We start from the raw sequence: 21,081 nt of genomic DNA, 5'->3' as shown, positions 1-21,081 counted from the left end.
GTCGGGCCGCACCCGTCAGGTACATAGCTCGGACGTGGTTTGATGGAAACATGTCCCGGGTGCCGTGAGGGGGCGACGACACCCCTTCCTGTCCAGCAGCGTCGACGAGGAATGACCTGACCGTGAGCGTCCCCGTTCAAGGCTCCGAGCGCCGAGCGCGGCACACGGGTGTGCGCCGCGGCAAGCATCGCGGACACGAGCCGGGCGAAAGCTTCAGCCGCGGGTTCGCCGCGCTCGGCGAGCTCGCGCTCGCGGGAGTGCAGGTGTCGGCGCGAGCGGTGGACCTCGCGACCGGTGCCGTGCTCTTCTCGGTGGACGACCACGTCGTCATGCCCACGGCATCCATCGGCAAGGTGCTGCTGCTCATCGAGGTGGCGGCCCGCCTCGAGTCACATGCCACGAGCCCCCTGAGCCTCGTCGACCGCCTGCAGACGGATGCCGTCGGTGACGCCGGCGTCTGGCAACACCTCGCCGTGCCCTCCCTTCCGCTCGCCGATCTGGCGGCGCTCGTCGGAGCGACGAGCGACAACCTGGCCACGAACGTGCTCGTGCGTCGCATCGGGCTGGACTCGGTGAGTGCGCGCACGGTGGAACTCGGCCTCAAGCACACGGCGATGCTCGACTTGGTACGCGACCACCGCGGGCCCGATGACGCGCCACAGCTCTCGGTCGGCAGCGCCAAGGAGCTCACCTGGCTGTTCTCCGCCCTCGCGCGCGGCGAGATCGTCGACGCTGGCACGAGCAAGCGCGTGGTCGGCTGGCTCTCGCTCGGGCACGACATGTCGATGGTGGCCGGCGCGTTCGGGCTCGATCCGCTGGCGCACCGCGGCCCCGATCATGGCCTCCTGCTCGTCCACAAGACCGGAACGGATGCCGGAATCCGGGCCGAGGTCGGTGTCTTGCGCGGTCCGCGTGCCGGCGTGGCGTATGCGGTGTCGACCTCGTTCGACGACACCGATCTGTCTGCACGCCTCGGCGTGCTGGACGGCATGCGCGCGGTAGGGCGCGACCTGCTCGAATACGTGCACTGAGGCATTCCGGCTGCCCTGCGCGATCGACGATGGGACGGCGTTGCTCCGCTCACGGATGGGTGCACTCACCCCGCGGCGGGCGGGATGCTCGAGAGATACTCGTCCTCGGCCGCGTAGTCGAACCAGGCGTCCGCACCATAGCGACTGACCAAGCGGGGGAAGAGCTTGCGCCACGACAGCTGCCGGCGCTCGGCTCCGTCGACCACCTCGGTGAGCCACGCGATCGCATCGCGCACCGACTCGTGGTAGCGGGCCGGCGGCTCGAAGCCGAGCTCGTCGCGGGCGCGCCGTGTGCTCAGCACCAGCGGATACGGTGTCGACCACGGCGTGCTGCCCACCCCGTGCGCCGGTGCTCCCGGCGCACGAACGATGTGCGGATGATGGCCCAGCGCATCGAACACGGCGTTCGCGATCTCGGTGACGTTCACGTCGTCGTCGGCCACATTGAGAACGCGCCTGCCGGGCGTCTGGGCGCACAGCCTGGCGAGCTCGGCGATCGCCGCGGTCGAGGTGGGGCTGAACCGGCTCTGCCCCTCATACGCGAGCACGACGCTCTCTCGTCGGTCGCGCACGCGCTTCACGAAGTACCACTCGCGCAACGCCTCGCTGAACGGTCCGTGGATCGCGCCGGCGCGCAGGATGCTCACGGGCAGGTCGTCCGTGTCGAGCAGACGCCGCTCGAGCTGCGCCTTCAGAACCCCGTAGGTCGGTGCCCCCTCGGTGACGGTGGGCTGCGACTCGTCGATCGGGTCGGGGAAGCGCGGGAAGGCATCCGCATCGACGGCGGTGTCGAGGTTGCGGCCCTCGGCGTCTCGATAGACCGAGCCTGTGGAGATGACAACGAGCGAACCGATGCGGCCGGCGAGGCGCGCGAGCTGATCGGCGTGCTTCGGGTCGTAGGCGACGGCATCCAGAACCAGGTCGTGGCCGTCGGCGAGAGCGAGGAGCGATGCCGTGTCGTCGCGGTCGAGGCGCACAGTCGTCACGTCGAGCTCGACGAGGGAGGTGTCTCCGGGATGCGCGCCGCGGTGGCCGATGAGCACGGACCAACCGCGTTCCGCCAGATGGCGCGCGGCGGCGACACCGATCTGGCCGGTGCCGCCGATGATGAAGGCCGTCTTGCCGTCGCCCGTCATGCGTCCACCGTATGCCGGGTGTGCCGCGGCGGTGTGCCGCGGCGGCGAGGGTGCGCCGTTCGGCTACTGAGCGGGCGCCACCGGCGAGACGACGGTGAGCAGGTGCACGCTGTCGCTCTGGCACGTCGTGTAGTTCGAGGCCTTCACGAACACCGACTTGGTGGAGTGCGGCGGGTACACCCGGAATCCGTCGGCCGCCAGCGGCTGGCATTCGTCGGAGCCGTAATTGCCGGCCTGGGCGACCCTGAGGTTCGCCACGACGACGGCGCCCGGCTGCAACGTGTTCTGCACGATGGGCTTCGAGTCATCCCAGTCCGCGGCAGCGCCCAGTTGTGTGCCGTTGCCCTTTCCCACGAACGAGACGCCCGGGAAGCCGTGCAGCTCGCACGCGCTCGATGAGGTGTTCGTGAACTGGATCGGAACGTAGCTGCTCCCGGCCGTGCCGCTCGGCGTGCCGAGCGTGACCGAGAGCTGGTCGACCGTGCAGGTCGTGGCCGTCGTGGCTGTGGAGGTGGGCGTTGGCGTCGGCGTCGTGGTCTTGGTCGGTGTCACCGTCGGGGTCGGGCTCGCGCTGGGGCCGCCGGTGCTCCCCCGAGCGAAGGCGAGCACCCCGACCACGATGGCCAGTGCCACGACGACGACCGCGAGCACGATGATGGCGATCGTGCGTCCTCGGATGCCGCGCCGCGGCCCCTGCGGACCGCCGCCGTCTCCGCCACCTGAGTCTCCGGCGTCGCCGAGCGGCTCAGGAAACCCCAACTGTTCGCTCATTCATCCATCGTGCAACGGAAAGGCGCGACGAGCCGGGCGAATCGCCCTGCCCGGCGTCACTCGGCGTTCGGCGCGCGGAACTCTCGCTCGAGCAGTCCGAAGATGGCCACGTCGTGCCAGTCTCCGTCCACGTGATCGCGCTCGCGCAACGTCGCCTCGCGGGTCATGCCGAGAATGTCGCACAGCCGAGCGGATGCCTCGTTCGCGGCATCCAATTCGGCATAGACCCGGTGCGCCCCCAGCTCGTCGAACGCCACTGCGAGCAGTGCCTTGGCGGCCTCGGTCGCGAAACCGCGCCCGTGCACCGCCGGGTGGAACACCCAGCCGATCTCGACCTGCGCGTCGCGGTCGCTCTTCACAGACAGGCTGATGTCGCCGATCACGCGGTGGTCGGTCGAGCCGTCGGTGGCGCACAGCTCGACGGCGAAGATGAGCCCGTCGCCGTTGCGCGTGAGGCGCTCGAGCGCGATGCGTTTCTCGAGGTTCTCGGCGGGTTCTTCGTGGTCGTGGGCTTCCCAGCGCAGGTAGCGCACGACGTCGGAACGTTTCTGGTAGTTCTCGCTCCGGTGCTCGAGGTCGGCCCTGGTGAGGGGACGAAGACGCAGGTGCTCGGTCGCGAGCTCACGCGTCTCGAAGGGGAGCGCCAGCAGTCCGGCACGGGTCGCGGTGGTCTCGGATGTCATGATCTTCCGCCTTTTCGTCATCCTGCGACGGCGGGTGCCTGGGTGCACCACGTCGTGCGCGCGGCAGCGCGGGCTGCCGGCTTCGGCATCAGGAGAAATCCGATCAGGATGCCTTGTCTTCGTCTGCAACGATACGCAGAGAAAGCCGCGCTTCCGAATCGAGCCCGTGGGGGTCGACATCCGGGAGTTCGAGGCCGAAGACGGCGTTCACGCCGGCGATGAACGTGTCGGCATCGCCGTCGCGGGCGAGCTCTCGGGCGCGTGACGATGGGCCGTGCAGCAGCACGCCGACCAGGTGACGCAGCGCAGCCTCGGCGCGCCGGTCGGTGTCGCCGTGCCGTCGCGCGCGCTCGATCTCGGCGTCGAGCAGGCCGAACACGTGGGTGCGCAGTGCGACGAGCGCGGGCTCGGCCGCCATCTCGTCGCCCTTCGTGGCGAACTCGGATGCGGCGTCGCTGACGATGGAGCGAGCACGATCGGTGGCGGTGAAGTCCTCGAGGGGAGCGTGCAGCTTGATCAGCTCGAGATCGAGCACCTCGGTTCCGCTGACCCAGGCGACGTCGCGGTCCACGTTGCGGGGCAGACCGAGGTCGACGATGAGCCGGTGCACGACGGCATCCGCACGGGAGCTCGCCTCTTCGACCAGTGTGCGGTCCAGCAGCACGGTGGGCGCCACACTGCAGGTGACGACCAGGTCGGATGTCGCGACCGCCTCGACGAGCCCGTCGCGATCCACCGCCTCGATGTCGTGCTTGACGGCGAAGGTCTCGGCCCGACCGGTGCGCGACCACACGCGCACGTTCTGCGCGCCGCGGTCGCGGAGCGCCTTGAGGCTCGCCGCGGCGTAGTTGCCCGTGCCGACGAGCAGGATGCGGGCGCTCGCCCAGTCCGCGATGCGGCTGTCGGCGAGTTCCAGCGCGAGGCGCACGATCGAGCGGCCGGCGGAGCCGACCTTCGTGCCGTTCTTCACCTCGCGCGAGACGCGGGACGCGGTCTGGAACAGGCGCTCGAGCTCGCGCGTCACGCTGCCCTGCTCGCGTGCCTTCTCGAGCGAGCGGCGCACCTGGCCGGCGATCTCGCCCTCGCCGACGACGAGCGATTCGAGACCGCTCGCCACGGAGAAGAGGTGGTCAGCGACCAAGCGGTCGTGCACCACAGCGGTGGATGCCTCGAGTTCCGCCGTGGGGACGCCCGTGGCGTCGCTGAGCGTGGCCAGCGCGAGGGGAGCGGCATCGGAGGCTGCGGCATCCGTCACGTCGAGGTAGGTCTCGAAGCGGTTGCAGGTGGCGAGGACGACGGCGCCCGCGAAGGCATCGGTGCGCGCTCGCAGTGCCGCGTCCACGTCGCCCGCGCGCCGCTCGAGCCGCTCGAGGAGTTCGAAATCGGCCGTGCGATGGCTCGCGGTGAAGCAGAGAAGCACGCATTCGATGGTACGCCGCCGAAACTGTGCGTTCGTCCGGGCCGTGGGGCCGCAGGGGCTGGGTGGCCGGCGAACGCGGGTGCGGGCATCCAGGCGGCGATGGGAGAATCGAGTGCGTGACCTCACCCGAACCGGCCGTGACCACCCCGTCGACGCGCGCTGCCGCCGAGTCCCAGCGAGGTGAGGCTGCGCAGGGGCTGGCGCCGGAGCATCCGCTCGTCGCCGGTCGCACCTCTCGCTCGCGCCTGATCACGGCCTACTCCGGGCGCCGGCCCGATGTGCTTCCCGTGTGGTTCATGCGGCAGGCGGGACGATCGCTGCCCGAATACCGCGAACTGCGCGTCGGCACGAACATGCTGGATGCCTGCCTCGACCCCGCGCTCGCCAGCGAGATCACGCTGCAACCGGTGCGGAGGCATCACGTGGATGCCGCGATCTTCTTCAGCGACATCGTCGTGCCCCTCAAGCTCGCCGGCGTCGACATCGACATCGTGCCCGGCAAGGGTCCGGTGCTGGGCACACCCGTGCGCACGGCAGCCGACGTCGCCGCCCTGCCGACGCTCGACATGGATGCCCTCGCGCCCGTCTCGGAGGGTGTGCGCCAGACCATCGCGGGCCTGGCCGGGCTCGAGCCGCAGGCGGCTGCTCCCGTGGAAAGCGCGTCGGCGGACAGCGCCGTCGGCGACGTGCCCCTCATCGGATTCGCCGGAGCCCCGTTCACGCTCGCCGCGTACCTCGTGGAGGGCGGGCCGTCGAAGGACCACATCCGAGCGCGCACGCTGATGCACGCCGACCCGGATGCCTGGCACGCGCTGATGACCTGGGCCGCCGACATCACGGGGAGCTTCCTGCGCGCGCAGGTGCTCGCGGGCGCGAGTGCGGCGCAGCTGTTCGACTCGTGGGCAGGGGCGCTCTCGCTGGACGATTACACGCGTCACGTGGCACCGGCATCCGCTCGGGCGCTCTCGCACGTTCGCGACCTCACCTATCCGGACCCGGAGCGCGCCGCGGACCCCGTGTCGGCGACGCCCGTGCAGCGCAACGTCCCGATCGTGCACTTCGGGGTGGGCACCGGTGAGCTGCTGCGCGCGATGCACGACATCGGCACCGACGTGATCGGCGTGGACTACCGCGTTCCGCTTGACGAGGCGAGTCGCCGGTTGGGCAACATCGTGCCGCTGCAGGGCAACATCGATCCGGCGTTCCTCGGAGCACCGTGGCCGATCGTGGAGGCGCACGTGCGCGAGGTGGTCGAGCGGGGACGCAATGCCCCATCGCACGTGGTCAACCTCGGGCACGGTGTTCCGCCCGAGACCGATCCGAGCGTGCTCACCCGCATCGTGGAGCTCGTGCACGGGCTGGGCTCGTGAGCGGGTCGGCGTTCGAACGCGCCATCACCGATGATCCGACGCGCGTCGTCGTGGTCGGCGGCGGCGCCGCCGGACTCGTCGCGGCTCGCGAGATCGCCCGGCCCGGTTTCGAGGTGACAGTGCTCGAGGCACGGCGGCAGCTCGGCGGCAGCGTGGCACGGCACGAACTGGCGGGCATCGTGCTGGATGCCGGCGCCGAGAGCTTCGCCACGCGTGGCGGCCATGTGGCCGCGCTGATCGAGGATCTCGGCCTGGCCGACGATGTGGTCACGCCGCTCGCCGCGGGCGCCTGGCTGCAGCTGCCGGACCGCGCGGTGCCGACGCCGAAGGCGGGGATTCTGGGGATCCCGAGCGTTCCGTTGGCCAAGGACGTGATCGCGGCCATCGGCTGGCGCGGGGCCCTGCGCGCCTACTGCGACCGCCTCATGCCGGTGCTCAAGATCGGCGAGGAACGCAACCTGGGCCGGCTCGTGCGCCGTCGCATGGGCCAGGCGGTGCTCGACAACCTGGTGGCGCCCGTGACGACCGGCGTCTACTCCGCTTCGCCCTACGATCTCGACGTGGCCGTGGCCGCCCCCGGCCTCAACCCGGCGCTCACGCGCACGGGCTCGCTCTCCGGCGGCGTCGCCGAACTGCGCGAGTCGGCGAAGGCGGGCTCCGCGGTCGGAGGCATCGTCGGGGGCATGGCGCGGCTCGTCGATGCGCTGGCGAAAGATGCCGTCGCTCGCGGCGCGACGCTCCGCACCGGCGTCGAGGTGGTCGGCCTGCGGTCCGCCGACGAGGTGGCCCCGGGCGAAGTGGACCCGGGCGAGGTGGACCCGGACGAGGAGTTCTCTCTCGACGCCGAGACGGCGGGCGGCGTCGACTTTCCGCCGGAATCCGATGCGATCGCGGAGGCCGTGGACGAGGCGTTCGCCGAGACGGGCGGGGACCCGGCGCCGGGAAGAGCCACGTTCGCCGGAGCGTCTGCGCGGGGCGTGGACGAAACGCGTGCGCCCGCGGCGCCGGAACGGCCGGCGCGCTGGCGCGTGCGCCTGTCGAGCGGCGAGACGCTCGACGCCGACGCCGTGCTCGTGGCGACACCGTCTCAGGCGGCTCTGCGGTTGCTGGGTCGGGCATCCACGTCGCTGGCGCACCTGGAGCACCTGGCGTGGCCGCAGGCATCCACTGTGCAGATCGTCACGCTCGTGATCGACGACGCCCGTCTCGATGCCGCACCGCGCGGCACCGGGATGCTCGTGGCCGAGACGGTGCCGCAGAGCACGGTCGCAGCGAAGGCGATGACCCACGTCACCGCGAAGTGGCCCTGGGTGAAAGAGGAACTGCCGCCCGGACGTCACGTCGTCCGCCTGTCGTACGGCCGTGCCGGAAAGCCCAGCCCGCTCGAGGGAATGGATGCCGACGGCATACGTTCGCAGGCCATCGCCGACGCGTCAACCCTCTTGAGTATTCCGATTGCGGAATCTAGTGTCGTCGCATCGGACGTGGTGCGCTTCACGAACGCGCTTCCGATCGCCGCAGAGGGAGAGCGGGAGCGCATCCGGACCGCACGCGACGCGATCGACGAAGTGGACGGACTCGAGGTGACCGGCTCATGGCTCTCTGGAACCGGACTCGCTTCGGTGGTGCCGGATGCCCGCCGCGCAGCCGAGCGCATCCGCGCACTACGCTGGAAGACGCTGACCGACAAAGACTGAACACGGCAGGGGCGGGGGCACCATGAAAGGCAAAGTTCTCTTCGTGGTCGGACTGGGCGTCGGGTATGTGCTCGGCACTCGGGCTGGACGCAAGCGATACGAGCAGATCAAGGCCGCGGCGTCACGAGTGTGGGACTCGCCCATGGTGCAGAGACAGGTGCACACCGTGCAGGACTACGCGGCGGACCGCATCGGCGACCTCGGAACGCTGGTCACCGACGGCGTGAAACGCGCGGTCACCGGCAACGGCCGATCGTCGCGCGCGAACGACGCAGATCGGTCGGATGAGTCGTCATCGGTCACGGGATCGACGGGCAGGGGATTCGCGAAGGCGGTCAAGGGATCGGGTTCGGCCGCCGCCGCGTCGAAGTCGTCGACCGCCGAATCCTCCGGGGCGAAATCGAACGGTTCCGGATCCGGCTCCCAGAGCTCGAGCACCTCACGGCCGAAGTCGGGCCGGTCCCGCTCGACGTCCGGCGGTTCCGGAACGGGCGGGCAGGCATCCTGATGTCTGACGGAACGCGTTCCACATCGGGCGCGGGCCGCGGCGCCGCGTCGTCCGAGTCGCGTGGTCGCGCCGAGCGCGACAAGCGCTCGCTGATCCAGCTGCTGCGCGACCTTCCGGGTCTCGTGGTGACGCTGCTCAAGGCAGAGCTCGCACAGCTGAAAGCGGAGCTGATCCGCAAGGCGATCAATGCCGGAATCGGCATCGGCCTTTTCGTGGTCGCCGCAGCACTGCTGTTCTTCATGCTCGGGGTGCTGGTCGCGGCCGCGGTGCTCGGCATCGCCGTCGCGCTGCCGGGCTGGTTGGCCGCGCTCATCGTCGCGGGCGGCCTGCTCGTGCTGGCGCTCCTCTTCGCGCTCGTCGGCGTTCGCGTGCTCAAGAAGGGCATGCCGCCGGCGCCGACAGAGACCATCGAGAGTGTGAAGCAGGACGTGAACGCGGTGAAGGGGATGGGCGACTATGACCGCTGAGCAAAGCGGCATCCCGTCGAACGAATCGCGCGGGGTGCGTCAGGACGCCGAGAAGGCCGCCGCACAGAAGCCGACAGGTGACCCCATCGCGGACGTGGTGGCGGCGCGCGCGGAACTCGCCGCCACGCTGGATGCCCTCCAAGACAAGCTGAACATCCCCCGGCGCATCCGCACCGCGGCGCACGAGAACCCTGGCGGACTGGCCGCGGTGGGTTCGGGCGTCGCGGCGGCGCTGGCGGGAGCGGTCTGGCTCACGGTGCGGATGCTGCGCGGCAAGTAGCAGGCCGAGCGCCCGGAGTCGCGAAGCAGGCATGGGGCCGCCGTTCATGGAGCGACCCAGATGCGTTGAGCCTCCGGGCGCCGTCGAACCCTTCAGATGTCGTCGGGCCACCCGGATGCCGTCGGGCCACCCTCGCAATCACGTGAATTGAGGGGTGGCCCGACAACTAAGGGGTGGCTGGCATCGGGGGCGCCTGCGAGCCGCTGAGACGAATCCGGGTCTACGCCGCTCGGCGGGCGCGCTGCTTCCAGGCGAGGATCAGGGCCTCGAGCTGCCCGTTCGGCAGGTCGCGCGGGTGGTGGGCCAGTTCGTCGGCGAAGCGCTGCTGGTCGTCATAGGGCAGGTTCTCCGCCCACGGGAATGCGGAGAGCATCTTCGCGCGGGCATCGAGAATCGGTCGCGCCTTCGCACGGCTCGGACGCTTGCGGCGAGGCGTCGTTGTCGCAGAGGACTGCTCCGCGACACGGCTGGAGTTCTTCAACGATTCAGACATTTGCATATACCAACACCGATGCTCCCCGATTTATTCGCGCATCCCGCCCGTTCCTTCGTATTTGTTCAGAATGCGTCGAAACGAACCCGAATCACAGGGGTTGACCCCGCCGGAGCCCTCGCTTTTGCCCGAATGCGCCACACGGGGGAGACTGGATGCCATGACTCACCCGGCGGCCGCCGACACGGCATCCGTTTCCCCCACCCACTCCGCTTCACCCGAGACAGCCGCTCACGAGGGCTCGGCCGGCGACCAGCCCGAAGGCTTCACGCTCTGGGCGGTGCTGCGCCGCGACCCGCAGCGACCGCTCGATCTCGCGGAGTCCGGCCTCGGCCAGGCCGTCGCCGAGCTCGAGCAGACGGTCGCCGAGATCGAGTCGAGCGACGTGACGATCCGGGGCATCTACGACACCTCAGGCCTCAAGGCGAACGCCGATCTGATGTTCTGGCTGCACGGCCCGGTGGCCGAGCACCTGCAGCGCGCATTGCGCGCCCTGCGCCGCACGACCCTGCTGCGTGATCTGCTTCCCACCTGGAACGCCATGGGGGTGCACCGCGCCGCAGAGTTCAACCGAGCGCACGTCCCCGCGTTCCTGCAGGGGATCGAGGCGAAGCAGTGGCTCACCGTCTATCCGTTCGTGCGCAGTTACGAGTGGTATCTTCTCCCCGACGCCGAGCGGAGCCGCATGCTCGCCGAGCACGGGCGCAAGGGTGCGGAATACCGTTCGGTGCTGGCCAACACCGTCTCCGCGTTCGCGCTGGGCGACTATGAGTGGCTACTGCCGATGGAGTCAGATCAGCTCGTCGATCTCGTCGACATGATGCGGCATCTCCGCAGCGCTGACGCCCGTCGTCACGTGCGCGAGGAGGTGCCCTTCTTCACGGGTCGACGCATCCCCGTGACAGACATCCCCGAGGTCTTGCAATGACGACATACGACGCAGTGCTGCTTTCCAGCTTCGGCGGCCCGGAAGGTCAGGACGACGTCATCCCGTTCCTGCGCAACGTGACGCGCGGACGGGGCATCCCGGATGAGCGGCTCGAAGAGGTCGCCCACCACTATCGCGTGCACGGCGGCGTGAGCCCGATCAACGAGCAGAACCGCGCTCTCAAGGCGGCGCTCGAAGCGGAGATCGCGCGTCGTGGCATCCGGCTCCCGGTGTACTGGGGCAACCGCAACTGGCACCCGTACTTCGCGGATGCCGTGCGTGCGGCACACGCGAACGGTCACGACCGCCTGCTCGCGCTCGTCACCAGCGCCTACACCTCGTACTCCGGGGTGGGTCAGTACCGCGAGGACTTCGAGAAGGCCCTCGCGGACACGAGCCTGAGCGACGTCATGTCGATCGACCGCATCCGCGAGTACTTCGACCACCCCGGCTTCGTGACGCCCCTCGTCGAAGGCGTCGAGGCGGCCGTCGCCGAACTCACCTCGGACTCGTCCGCAGGGGCGGCGGATGCCGTCACGCGCGACGACATCCACGTGCTGTTCGTCACGCACTCCATTCCGGCGGCGGCGGCCGAGGCCTCCGGACCGCAGTTCGGAACCGGCGGCGCCTACGTGGCGCAGCACTGCGTCGTGGCGCACGCGGTCTCGGAGGCAGCGGCAGCGGGCATCCCGTGGTCGCTCGTCTACCAGTCGCGCTCCGGCGACCCGCGCACGCCGTGGCTCGAGCCCGACATCAACGAGGCCATCGCCGACCTGGCCGCTGCCGGCGAGGTCAAGGCCGTAATCATCGTGCCGCTCGGGTTCGTCAGCGACCACATGGAGGTCGTCTGGGATCTTGACAACGAAGCCCTCACCACCTCTGCCGAGAACGGCCTGCGGGCTGTGCGCGTGCCGACTCCGGGCACGCATCCCGCTTTCGTCGCCGGGCTCGTCGACCTGATCGAGGAGCGTCTGAACGACGTGCCGGACGACCGGCGCCCGCACGCGACCGAACTCGGCCCCTGGCCCGATCACGAGACGGTCGGAACGCGAGCGGAGAAGGTCGTCGCCCGATGACGGCCGTGCGGGTCGGCACGCGTTCGAGCGCGCTCGCGCTCGCCCAGACGCGTCAGGTCGCGGACTCGCTGGCGAAGGCATCCGGCCTCGAGGTCGAGCTCGTGCCCATCACGACGCACGGGGACACGACCACGGAATCGCTGGCGCAGCTCGGCGGCACCGGCGTGTTCACGGGCGCGCTGCGCGATGCGCTGCTGCGCGGCGAGATCGACGTGGCCGTGCACTCGCTCAAAGACTTGCCGACGGCACCGCACCCCGACATCGCGCTCGCGGCGGTGCCCAAGCGAGCGGATGCCCGTGACGTGCTCTGCGCGCGCGACGGCCTCACGCTCGACACGCTTCCCGCCGGCTCCCGGGTGGGCACCGGGTCGCCGCGGCGGGTGGCGCAGCTGAAGGCGCTGCGCCCGGATCTCGAGGTGGTCGACATCCGCGGCAACATCGACACCCGGCTCGGCCGCGTGTTCGGCGATGCAGACGTCGACCGTCGGCTCGATGCGATCATCCTCGCCGCTGCCGGTCTCGGCCGACTCGGGCGCGGGGATGCCGCCACGCAGTATCTGGAGCTCGGCGACTGGCTCACCGCTCCCGGGCAGGGCGCGCTCGCGTTGGAGACCCGGCGCAAGAAGGACACTTCCGCCGACGGCCGTGCGCTCGCCCAGGGCCTCGCCGCGATCAACCACGTGACCACGCGGGGTACGGTCGCCGCGGAGCGCGCCGTTCTCGCGGGCCTCGAGGCAGGCTGCGCCGCGCCGCTCGGCACCACCGCGCTGGTCGAGGACGGTCTGCTGTTCCTCACCGCCACCGTCTACAAACCCGACGGCACGCAACGCCTCACGTCGTCGCATGCCGCCAGCCTCGAGGGCACCGGCCAGTCCGCGCTGCTGGAAGCGGCCGAGGATGTCTCCCAGCGCGTCGTCGATGAACTCCTCGCCGGCGGCGCTGCCACGCTCGCCCCGCTGGGGGGAGTCTGATGGTCACCGGCCCCATTCCCACGCAAGGTCCGAAACCGCTCGCCGGATGGCGAGTGCTCGTCCCGCGCGGCGGGCCGTGGGGCGACTCGGTCGCCGCCGACGTACGCGCGTACGGCGGCGTCCCGGTGGTGGCGCCGATGATCAACTTCGCCCCGACCTCCGATGAGGCATCCCTCGTCACGGCGCTGAACGCGCTCGCCGCAGGCGGATTCGACTGGCTCACGGTGACCAGCGCGACGACCGTGGACGTGCTGTCGGCGCACCAGGCGAGCATCCCGCCGACCACGCGCATCGCCGCCGTCGGCGAGAGCACCGCCGCGGCGCTGCTCGCGGCCGGGTATCGCGCCGACTTCGTGCCGTCGGACGACAACTCCGCGGCAGGCATGCTCGACGCGTGGCCCGCGATCACGCAGGGCATCGTGCCGCTGCGCGTGCTCACCCTGCGCAGCGAGATCGCGAAGCCCACACTGACCGACGGCCTGACCGCGCTGGGGCACGACGTGCGCTCGGTCGTCGCGTACCGCACCGTGGGAATTCCAGTTCCGGAGAAGGTCGTGGTCGACGTGGCATCCGGGCGTATCAACGCGATCCTGTTGACGTCGGGCAGCGTTGCCGAGCAGGTGCGGCAGCAGCTCGGCCCGGTGCCGGCGCAGACGCTCGTGGCTGCGATCGGTCCGCGCACCGCGCGTGACGCACGCGACGACGGCCTGCGCGTCGACGTGGTCGCGGCCGGGCGCACCGCCGAGTCGCTGGTGCAGACGGTCGCGGAGCTCGCGGCGCGCCGCGCCGGCGCCTGACCGCGCGGCGCGGGGAGAGGCCTACTCGGCCGGGCGCACGGCATCCTTCGGCAGTTTGCGCACACGAGTGCGCCGTCGGCGGCGGGCCGGAATCATCGAGCGCATCTCCTCGAGCCTGCCGAAGCAGAGCAGGCGGTCGCCGGCTTCCAGTTCCGTGTTGCCGCGCGGGTTCGGGATGACCGCGGTGCCGCGGTGCAGGGTGAGCACGGTGATGTCGCGCTCGTCGAGCCCGGAGTCGCGCAGACGCTTGCCCACGAGGTCGGCGTCGGCGCCCACGGCCAGCTCGGCCACGCCGTAGCCGGTGGAGACGCTGAGGCGCTGCCGCACGTCGATCTCGGGGAACGCGACCTGGTTGTCGATGTAGTCCACGACGGCGCCGGCGATGTCGAGGCCGGTGGCGGTCTCGATGCCCTGCAGGCCCGGCGAGGAGTTGACCTCCATGACCAGCGGCCCCTCGTTGCCTTCCAGCATGTCCACACCGGCCACGCGCAGGCCCATGATCTGGGCCGAGCGCACGGCTGCCTGTTCGAACTCGGGCGACAGCTCGACGCGTTCCACCGAGCCGCCGCGGTGCACGTTCGAGCGGAACTCGTCGCCGCTCGCCGTGCGGCGCATGGCACCGACCACCCGATCGCCGACGACCAGGGCGCGGATGTCCCGTCCCCGGCTCTCGGAGATGAACGACTGCACCAGCACGTTCTGCTTCGTGGAGTGCAGTGTCTCGATGATGGCCTCCGCGATCTTCGCCTCGGGTGCCAGGATGACGCCGATGCCCTGCGTGCCCTCCAGCAGCTTGATCACCACCGGCGCTCCGCCCACTGACTCGATGGCGGTGCGCACGTCGGCGCGGCTGTGTACGAAAGCCGTGGCGGGCATCCCGATGTTGTGCCGGGAGAGGATCTGCGTCGCGCGCAGCTTGTCACGCGAGTTCGTGATGCCGTTCGCGGTGTTCGGGGTATAGACATCCATCTGCTCGAACTGTCGGACGACTGCGGTGCCGAAGTACGTGATCGAGTTGCCGATGCGCGGCAGGATCGCGTCGTAGTCCGACAGGAGCCTTCCGCGGTACTGCAGGTCGGGGCCGTCGCCCGAAAGGTCTATCGAGAACCGCAGGGTGTCGAGCACCTTGACGCGGTGTCCGCGGTCGGCGGCGGCGGTGCGCAGGCGTTGCGTGGAGTACGACTGCGGGGCCCGGGAGAGAATGGCCAGTTTCACCGAACGGCTCCTGGAAAGATGGGGGAATGGGGCGAGATGGTGAACCGGCTGAAACGACGACTCACCGGGCGAGCGCGGCGCGGGACGACGCGGCGACAGTACATTCAAGCACCGTCGCAGCAGGCTCGAACACCGTCGCGGGCTGGCGGGAATGGGTCACCCTGCCGCGCATCGGCGTGCCCTGGGTGAAGGCCAAGCTTGACACCGGCGCCCGCAGCTCGGCGTTGCACGCGTTCGACATCCAGGAGCTCGACGGGGGCGCGCGAGTGCGCTTCAAGGTGCGTCCGTGGCAGAACTCGAATCTCGATGCGGTCGACGTCGAACTGCCGGTGCACGACCGCAGGATGGTGCGCAGCTCGTCGGGACACGCGCAGCGCCGCTACGTCGTGCTGCTGGAGCTCGAGCTGTTCGGGCGTACCGTGCAGGCGGAGACGACGCTGACGAACCGGGATCGGATGGGCTTCAGGATGCTCGTCGGTCGGCAGGCGCTGCGCCAGGGCGGGTTCCTCGTCGACCCGGGCCGGTCGTTCGTGGCCGGCCGCGCGCCGAAGCCGGTGCGTCGCCGCAACCGCGGGCGCGCGTGAGGCTGTCGTCCGGTCAGCTGGCGGCCGCCTGCTGCTCATCGTAGGAGCGCGGATGCCACGTGCTCAGCAACACCGCGTGCACGATAGCCAGGCCGGTCGCGATGGCGACCATGGTCATCCACTGCCATGAGGCATCCGGTCCCGAACCGCCGACGAACACGACGCCGAGCACGGTGGTCGCCGCGATCGCTCCCACGTAGCGCGCGGTCTGGAAGATGCCGGCGGCGACACCGGCATCCTTGCGCGCGGCGGAGGCGTAGAGCGCCTGGCTCATCGCGATGCTCACGATGCAGTACGGCGCGCCCAGCGCGGCCGTGACGAGCAGCATGGCCACCGGGTTCACGGTGGTCGCGGCGACCGCGAGCAGACCCGCGCCGACGATGAGCCCGAGCCCTCCGACGATGAGGGTGAAGCGAAGGCCTCGGGTGTCGATCCAGCGGGCGCCGAGCGGGGTCAGCCCGATCGTCACCGCCGCCAGCGGGAACATCAGCAGCCCAGTGATGCCGGCGTCGTAGCCGCCGTGTTCCTGCAGTAGCTGCGGCAACCCGAAGAACGCGGTGTAGTACACGAGGTTGAACACGGCGAAGCACAGGTACACCATCATCAGCGACCGGTTCTTGCCGAGCAGTCGAAGGTCGATGAACGGAACGGATGCCGTCAGCTCACGCCACACGAATCCGGCCCCGGCCGCGATCGCGACGGCGAGCAGCCACCACACCGGCGCCGCCTGCAGGCCGAGCACGAAGACCAGCAGGGCCACGAGCATCCCGATGAAGAGCGCGATGCCGGGGATGTCGGAATGAGCGACCAGCGTACGGAACCGCTGGCGGCGGCGTTCGGCGTCCGCGGGCGCGAGCATCCGGGTGCCGATGAGCGCGATCGCCGCGAGTGGCACGTTGACGGCGAAGATCGCCGGCCAGCCGATGGTGAGCACGAGCACTCCGCCGAGCACGGGCCCGATGGCGGCGCCCGCGGTGTTGGCGATCTGGATGCGCGCCAGCAGTCGTGCGCTCGACATGCCCGACTGCGCGCTCAGCGGGTGGATCATCGCCACCGCCGACGGGAACGCGGTGGCAGTGCCGATCGCGAGGCCGACCCGGCCCAGGCAGACGAGCCCGAACGACGGGGCGAACGGTGTGAGCACGCAGACCACCATCACGATCGCCATGCCCACCACGAACAGTCGCCGCGGCCCGAATCGATCGCCGAGCCGTCCCATCAGCGGCTGGCCCGCGGCCGAGGCGAGGTAGAACGCGGTGATGACCCAGGTGGCCTCGGCGATGCCGAGCGTGAAGGTCTTCTGCAGGTCGACGAGAGCGACCGCGATCATCGAGGAGTTCAGCGGGTTGAGCACCGTGCCGAGACAGAGGGCCGCGACGGCGAGGCCGGTGCGCGGGGGACGTGCTCGGGATGCTTCGGTGCCGGTCACCTCGTTCACCGCCCCGTTCTCCGCACCCCACGATCGTATGTCGCCGCCCGCGGCGCCCGGCTCCAGTGCGGCACCCGCCCACCGTGTCGTAGAGCCCCCGTGTTGCTGGGCCGTCCCCTTGTCGTCGGGCCACCCGCTTGTCGTCGGGCCACCCGCCTATTGGCGTGATTCAAGGGGTGGCTCGGCAACAATATGCGGGCTCGATCTGGAAGAGGGCCCCCGGCGCACGCACAGCCCTCGCCCGTAGGGTTGAGGGGTGAACGACGTGCTGCATCCGACTGTTCGCCCCCGACGCCTCCGCTCCACCCCCGCACTCCGACGCCTCATGGCGGAAACGCGGCTGCACCCCGCGGAGCTGATCCTGCCGATGTTCGTGCGTGAGGGCATCCGCGAACCCAGGCCGATCGAGTCGATGCCCGGCGTCGTGCAGCACACGCTCGACAGCCTGAAGGCGGGCGCGGCGGAGGCGGCGGAAGCCGGCATCGGCGGCGTCATGCTGTTCGGCGTGCCCGAGCGACGGGATGCCATCGGCTCCGGCGCCACCGATCCCGACGGCATCCTCAATGCGGGCACCCGTGCCGTGGCGGCCGAAGTGGGCGACGCGCTCGTGGTGCAGACCGACCTGTGCCTCGACGAGTTCACCGATCACGGGCATTGCGGAGTGTTGGATGCCCGTGGTCGCGTCGACAACGACGCCACGCTCCTGCGCTACCGCGACATGGCGCTCGCCCAGGCGGAAGCCGGATCGCAGATCCTCGGCCTCAGCGGCATGATGGACGGCCAGGTCGCGGCGGTGCGGGATGCGCTCGACACGGAGGGTCTCGTCGACACGGCGATACTCGCATACGCCGCGAAGTATGCATCCAGCTTCTACGGTCCGTTCCGCGAGGCCGTCGACTCCCAGCTGCAGGGCGATCGCCGCAGCTATCAGCAGGACCCGGCAAACCGACGCGAGGGTCTGCGGGAGGCGACGCTCGACCTCGAAGAGGGGGCGGACATCCTCATGGTCAAGCCGGCGATGTCGTACCTCGACGTGCTCGCCGACGTGGCCGCTGTGAGTGATATTCCCGTGTGGGCATATCAGATCAGTGGGGAGTACGCGATGATCGAGGCCGCCGCCGCGAACGGGTGGATCGACCGCGACCGTGCCGTGCTCGAGTCACTGACGAGCATTCGGCGCGCGGGCGCCGACGCCGTGCTGACGTACTGGGCTGTGGAGGTGGCCGGGTGGTTGAAGTGACGAACGACTCCGCATTCGATCGGGCCAAGCGCGTCATTCCTGGCGGTGTGAACTCGCCGGTGCGCGCCTTCCGCTCGGTGGGCGGAACGCCACGGTTCCTGGTGTCGGCGCACGGCCCGTACGTCACCGACGTCGAGGGTCGCGAGTACGTCGACCTCGTCGCATCGTGGGGGCCGGCGATCCTCGGCCACGGGCATCCCGAGGTCGTCGCCGCCGTGCAGGATGCCGCCTCCCGCGGCCTGAGCTTCGGCGCCTCGACTCCCGCGGAGACCGAGCTCGCCCAACTGGTCATCGACCGTCTTTCCGTCACGCCCGGCTCGCATCACCTCAACGGCCGGTCGCTCGTGACGACGCGTCTCGTCGACGAGCTTCGCCTGGTCTCCACGGGCACCGAGGCCACCATGACGGCGATCCGCCTCGCCCGCGGCGCCACCGGCCGCGACCTGGTCGTGAAGTTCTCCGGCCTCTACCACGGGCACTCCGACGGCCTGCTCGCCGATGCCGGAAGCGGTCTCGCGACGCTCGCACTTCCGGCCTCGGCCGGCGTTCCCGCCGAGATCGCGGCGCAGACCGTCGTCGTCCCGTACAACGACCGGGAGGCGGTGCGCGCCGTCTTCGCCGAGCACGGCGACCGCATCGCGGCGATCATCACCGAGGCAGCTCCGGCCAACATGGGCGTCGTCACGCCACGGCCCGGATTCAACGCGTTCCTCGCCGATACCGCGCACGACCACGGAGCGTTGCTCATCCTCGATGAGGTGCTCACGGGTTTCCGCGTCGGCCCCGCCGGCTGGTGGGGAGAATCGGCCTTCGCCGTCCGCGAGGAGGACGACGGCAGCCGCGCGCTGGTCTCCCCGACGTACGTGCCCGACCTCGTCACATTCGGCAAGGTCATCGGCGGTGGCATGCCGCTGGCCGCCCTCGGCGGACGGCGCGAGCTCATGGAGCTGCTCGCGCCGGTGGGGCCGGTGTATCAGGCGGGCACGCTGTCCGGAAACCCCGTTGCCGTCGCCGCAGGCCTGGCCACGCTCCACCTCGCCGATGCGGATGTCTACGCCCGCCTCAACACCGTCGCCACGACGATCTCGGAGGCCGTCGACGACGCACTCGACGCCGCCGGCGTCGCCCACCACCTCTCGCACGCTGGCAGCCTGTTCAGCATCCAGTTCCGCGAGACACCGGCGTACGACTATGCCGGCGTGCAAGCCCAGGACGCGTTCCGCTACGGACCCTTCTTCCACGCGATGCTCGATGCAGGGGTCTCGCTGCCGCCGAGCGTGTTCGAGGCGTGGTTCGTCACGGCCGCGCACGACGACTCCGCCGTGAACCGCGTGCTGGATGCCCTTCCCGCCGCCGCGCGCGCCGCCGCTTCTGCGCGTCCCGCCTGAGTACCGCCGCTTCCGCGCGTCCCGCCTGCGCGCTGCCGCGCGCGACTCCCTCGTGCACAATTCAGGCCGCCGACGTGCCTGTCGTACCCCATGGCGTCCCGGTACCCCGGGAATCCGAGGGCGTGCGGCCTCCGAGAGGGGTCCCGCCGGATCGCCGTGGTCAAGTCCCGTGATGTGGTGTTACTGCTGTTGTTTCCTGTGGGTGGGTGATGGTTAGGCGGTGAGGAGCAGTTCGGGGTGGGCGGGCTCGGTGGTCTCGTGGAGGACGTGGATCAGTGCTCGCATTGAGGTCTCGGAGAAGTAGCGGCGTTCCCCGTATTGCCATTCCTCGTGCTGCTCTTGGAGGACGGCTCCGATAAGACGGGTGACGGAGTCGCGGTCGGGGAAGATCTGGACCACGTCGGCGCGACGTTTGATCTCCCTGTTCAGGCGCTCGATCGGGTTGTTCGACCAGACCTTCTGCCAGTGCTCACGGGGCAACGTCGCGAACGCGGTCAGGTCTGGCTCGGCGTTCTCGAGCATGGCCGCGATCTCGGGGAACGAGCCGCGGAGGCTGTCGGCGACTTGGTGGTACTGGGCCGTCACCGCTTCGCGGGTGGTCTGCGCGAAGATCGTCGAGATCAGCGCGTTGACGGGCTTTGACCGTGCCGAGCCGAGCCGCTGGGTCACGTTCCGCGCGAAATGCACCCGGCATCTCTGCCAGCTCGATCCGGGCAGGATCGCCTTGACCGCGGCCTTGAGGCCGGCGTGCGCGTCGGAAGTGACCAGGGCGACGCCGAGCGGGTCGGCGTTGGTGGGAACCTTCAACCCCCGGTCACGCAGGCCGCGGAGGAACTCGGTCCAGAAGTCGGTGGTCTCCGCGTCGCCCAGTGCCATGCCAAGGATCTCCCGCCGACCTTCGCCGGAGACGCCGGTGGCCACGACGAGGGCCTGGGAGACGACGCGGCCGCGGTGGCGCACGTCGAGGTAGGTGGCGTCCAGGAACAGATACGGGAACCAGGTGTGGTCGATCCGGCGGTGCAGGAACTCCTGAACCGCCTCGTCGATCTCGGAGCAGATCCGCGAGACCGTGGACCGGCTGATGCCGGTGTCGTTGCCCAGAGCCCGGACCAGCTGCTCGACCTTGCGGGTGGAGACACCGTCGATCCACGCTTGGCAGATCACCGCGTAGAGGGCCTTATCGACCCGCCGGCGCGGCGACAGCAGCGACGGGAAGAACGACCCCTCCCGCAACTTCGGGATCTGAAGGTCGACTTCGCCGGCCGGGGTCGCGAGGGTCTTCGGCCTGGTGCCGTTGCGGCGCGTTGTCCGCTCCGGGGTGCGCTCGTGCGGGGCGGCTCCGATCCGTGCGGTCGCTTCCGCGTTGATCAGGTCCTGCAGGCCGGCCTGCAGCATCCGCCGGAACACGTCCGAGTGGGCCAGGTCGGGATCGGCGAGGACTTCGCCGATCAGGGTCGTCAAGGCAGACTGGTTATCGGTCATCGTGGGATCTCGCTTTGCTTCTTGCCGGAAACAACTGGTCATCCCACGATGGCCCTCCTACGTCAACGACGACGAGAACCCCGCGGGAAGTGACACCACGCTACGAGACGCACCC

General features: G+C 70.1%; 21 protein-coding genes. 13 read left to right on the top strand and 8 right to left on the bottom strand.

Going from position 1 to position 21,081, the window contains the following annotated elements:
* The first annotated feature begins 122 nt into the window (after positions 1-122).
* Positions 123-1,031, top strand: a complete 909-nt coding sequence (locus H623_RS0116415) for a serine hydrolase (RefSeq protein ID WP_022902017.1) — start codon at positions 123-125, stop codon at positions 1,029-1,031.
* A gap of 65 nt (positions 1,032-1,096) precedes the next feature.
* Here H623_RS0116415 and H623_RS0116410 read toward each other — a convergent pair whose 3' ends face one another.
* From H623_RS0116410 to H623_RS0116395, 4 genes are all read right to left on the bottom strand, one after another.
* A complete protein-coding gene (locus H623_RS0116410) occupies positions 1,097-2,167 on the bottom strand; it encodes an NAD-dependent epimerase/dehydratase family protein (protein ID WP_022902016.1) in 1,071 nt (356 codons plus the stop codon).
* Positions 2,168-2,230: 63 nt separating this feature from the next.
* Entirely contained in the window at positions 2,231-2,938 is a 708-nt protein-coding gene (locus H623_RS0116405; RefSeq protein WP_022902015.1) for a DUF4232 domain-containing protein, read from the bottom strand.
* 56 nt (positions 2,939-2,994) lie between these two features.
* The gene (locus H623_RS0116400; protein ID WP_022902014.1) at positions 2,995-3,621 is read right to left on the bottom strand and encodes a GNAT family N-acetyltransferase; all 627 of its coding nucleotides are present in this window, start codon (positions 3,619-3,621) and stop codon (positions 2,995-2,997) included.
* Positions 3,622-3,724: 103 nt separating this feature from the next.
* Positions 3,725-5,041 carry a glutamyl-tRNA reductase gene (locus tag H623_RS0116395; RefSeq protein WP_022902013.1) on the bottom strand — a complete coding sequence of 439 codons (1,317 nt, stop codon included), beginning with the start codon at positions 5,039-5,041 and terminating at the stop codon, positions 3,725-3,727.
* Between the two features lie 137 nt (positions 5,042-5,178).
* Here H623_RS0116395 and hemE point away from each other — a divergent pair, with 137 nt between their 5' ends.
* From hemE to H623_RS20605, 5 genes are read left to right on the top strand one after another with little or no spacing between them, the layout of a single operon-like run.
* Complete coding sequence (gene hemE, locus H623_RS0116390) at positions 5,179-6,411, top strand: uroporphyrinogen decarboxylase (protein WP_051143307.1); 1,233 nt, start codon at positions 5,179-5,181, stop codon at positions 6,409-6,411.
* On the top strand, positions 6,408-8,108 hold the full coding sequence (locus H623_RS20615; RefSeq protein ID WP_022902011.1) for a protoporphyrinogen/coproporphyrinogen oxidase: 1,701 nt from the start codon (positions 6,408-6,410) through the stop codon (positions 8,106-8,108). The genes hemE and H623_RS20615 overlap by 4 nt, the downstream gene beginning before the upstream one ends.
* Positions 8,109-8,130: 22 nt before the next feature.
* The gene (locus H623_RS22250) at positions 8,131-8,616 is read left to right on the top strand and encodes a hypothetical protein (protein ID WP_022902010.1); all 486 of its coding nucleotides are present in this window, start codon (positions 8,131-8,133) and stop codon (positions 8,614-8,616) included.
* On the top strand, positions 8,616-9,083 hold the full coding sequence (locus H623_RS0116375) for a phage holin family protein (RefSeq protein ID WP_022902009.1): 468 nt from the start codon (positions 8,616-8,618) through the stop codon (positions 9,081-9,083). The genes H623_RS22250 and H623_RS0116375 overlap by 1 nt, the downstream gene beginning before the upstream one ends.
* The gene (locus tag H623_RS20605; protein ID WP_022902008.1) at positions 9,073-9,363 is read left to right on the top strand and encodes a DUF3618 domain-containing protein; all 291 of its coding nucleotides are present in this window, start codon (positions 9,073-9,075) and stop codon (positions 9,361-9,363) included. The genes H623_RS0116375 and H623_RS20605 overlap by 11 nt, the downstream gene beginning before the upstream one ends.
* A gap of 220 nt (positions 9,364-9,583) precedes the next feature.
* Here H623_RS20605 and H623_RS0116365 read toward each other — a convergent pair whose 3' ends face one another.
* Positions 9,584-9,856 (bottom strand): hypothetical protein, encoded by a 273-nt coding sequence (locus H623_RS0116365; RefSeq protein ID WP_022902007.1) that lies wholly within the window; start codon positions 9,854-9,856, stop codon positions 9,584-9,586.
* Positions 9,857-10,016: 160 nt separating this feature from the next.
* Between H623_RS0116365 and hemQ the strand changes: the two genes are divergently transcribed.
* The 4 genes from hemQ to H623_RS0116345 are packed head-to-tail and all read left to right on the top strand — an operon-like array spanning position 10,017 to position 13,628.
* Positions 10,017-10,784 (top strand): hydrogen peroxide-dependent heme synthase, encoded by a 768-nt coding sequence (gene hemQ, locus H623_RS0116360; protein WP_022902006.1) that lies wholly within the window; start codon positions 10,017-10,019, stop codon positions 10,782-10,784.
* Positions 10,781-11,860, top strand: coding sequence for a ferrochelatase (locus H623_RS20600; RefSeq protein WP_022902005.1), 1,080 nt, complete (start codon positions 10,781-10,783; stop codon positions 11,858-11,860). Before hemQ ends, H623_RS20600 begins: the two co-directional genes overlap by 4 nt.
* Positions 11,857-12,831: a hydroxymethylbilane synthase gene (hemC, locus tag H623_RS0116350; RefSeq protein ID WP_022902004.1), complete on the top strand. Its 975-nt coding sequence runs from the start codon at positions 11,857-11,859 to the stop codon at positions 12,829-12,831. Before H623_RS20600 ends, hemC begins: the two co-directional genes overlap by 4 nt.
* The gene (locus H623_RS0116345; RefSeq protein WP_022902003.1) at positions 12,831-13,628 is read left to right on the top strand and encodes a uroporphyrinogen-III synthase; all 798 of its coding nucleotides are present in this window, start codon (positions 12,831-12,833) and stop codon (positions 13,626-13,628) included. Before hemC ends, H623_RS0116345 begins: the two co-directional genes overlap by 1 nt.
* A 21-nt stretch (positions 13,629-13,649) precedes the next feature.
* Here H623_RS0116345 and rimK read toward each other — a convergent pair whose 3' ends face one another.
* Positions 13,650-14,843: a 30S ribosomal protein S6--L-glutamate ligase gene (gene rimK / locus H623_RS0116340; RefSeq protein ID WP_022902002.1), complete on the bottom strand. Its 1,194-nt coding sequence runs from the start codon at positions 14,841-14,843 to the stop codon at positions 13,650-13,652.
* A gap of 26 nt (positions 14,844-14,869) precedes the next feature.
* On the opposite strand from rimK, the gene H623_RS20595 reads away from it, so the two are divergent.
* On the top strand, positions 14,870-15,427 hold the full coding sequence (locus tag H623_RS20595) for an ATP-dependent zinc protease family protein (RefSeq protein ID WP_022902001.1): 558 nt from the start codon (positions 14,870-14,872) through the stop codon (positions 15,425-15,427).
* A gap of 13 nt (positions 15,428-15,440) precedes the next feature.
* On the opposite strand, the gene H623_RS20590 is transcribed toward H623_RS20595, so the two are convergent.
* Positions 15,441-16,865, bottom strand: coding sequence for an MFS transporter (locus H623_RS20590; protein WP_022902000.1), 1,425 nt, complete (start codon positions 16,863-16,865; stop codon positions 15,441-15,443).
* A gap of 316 nt (positions 16,866-17,181) precedes the next feature.
* Between H623_RS20590 and hemB the strand changes: the two genes are divergently transcribed.
* Positions 17,182-18,096 carry a porphobilinogen synthase gene (gene hemB, locus H623_RS0116325; RefSeq protein ID WP_051143301.1) on the top strand — a complete coding sequence of 305 codons (915 nt, stop codon included), beginning with the start codon at positions 17,182-17,184 and terminating at the stop codon, positions 18,094-18,096.
* Positions 18,084-19,484, top strand: coding sequence for a glutamate-1-semialdehyde 2,1-aminomutase (gene hemL, locus H623_RS0116320; RefSeq protein ID WP_084486123.1), 1,401 nt, complete (start codon positions 18,084-18,086; stop codon positions 19,482-19,484). Before hemB ends, hemL begins: the two co-directional genes overlap by 13 nt.
* A gap of 213 nt (positions 19,485-19,697) precedes the next feature.
* Here the strand turns inward: hemL and H623_RS0116315 are convergent, their stop codons facing one another.
* Positions 19,698-20,966 carry an IS256 family transposase gene (locus H623_RS0116315; protein WP_022899078.1) on the bottom strand — a complete coding sequence of 423 codons (1,269 nt, stop codon included), beginning with the start codon at positions 20,964-20,966 and terminating at the stop codon, positions 19,698-19,700.
* Positions 20,967-21,081: the final 115 nt, after the last annotated feature.

Origin of the sequence: Humibacter albus DSM 18994 (assembly GCF_000421825.1) — a bacterium.
GTDB lineage: Bacteria > Actinomycetota > Actinomycetes > Actinomycetales > Microbacteriaceae > Humibacter > Humibacter albus.
Note: the sequence above shows the minus strand (reverse complement) of the source record. Positions and strands in the feature narration are given on the sequence as shown.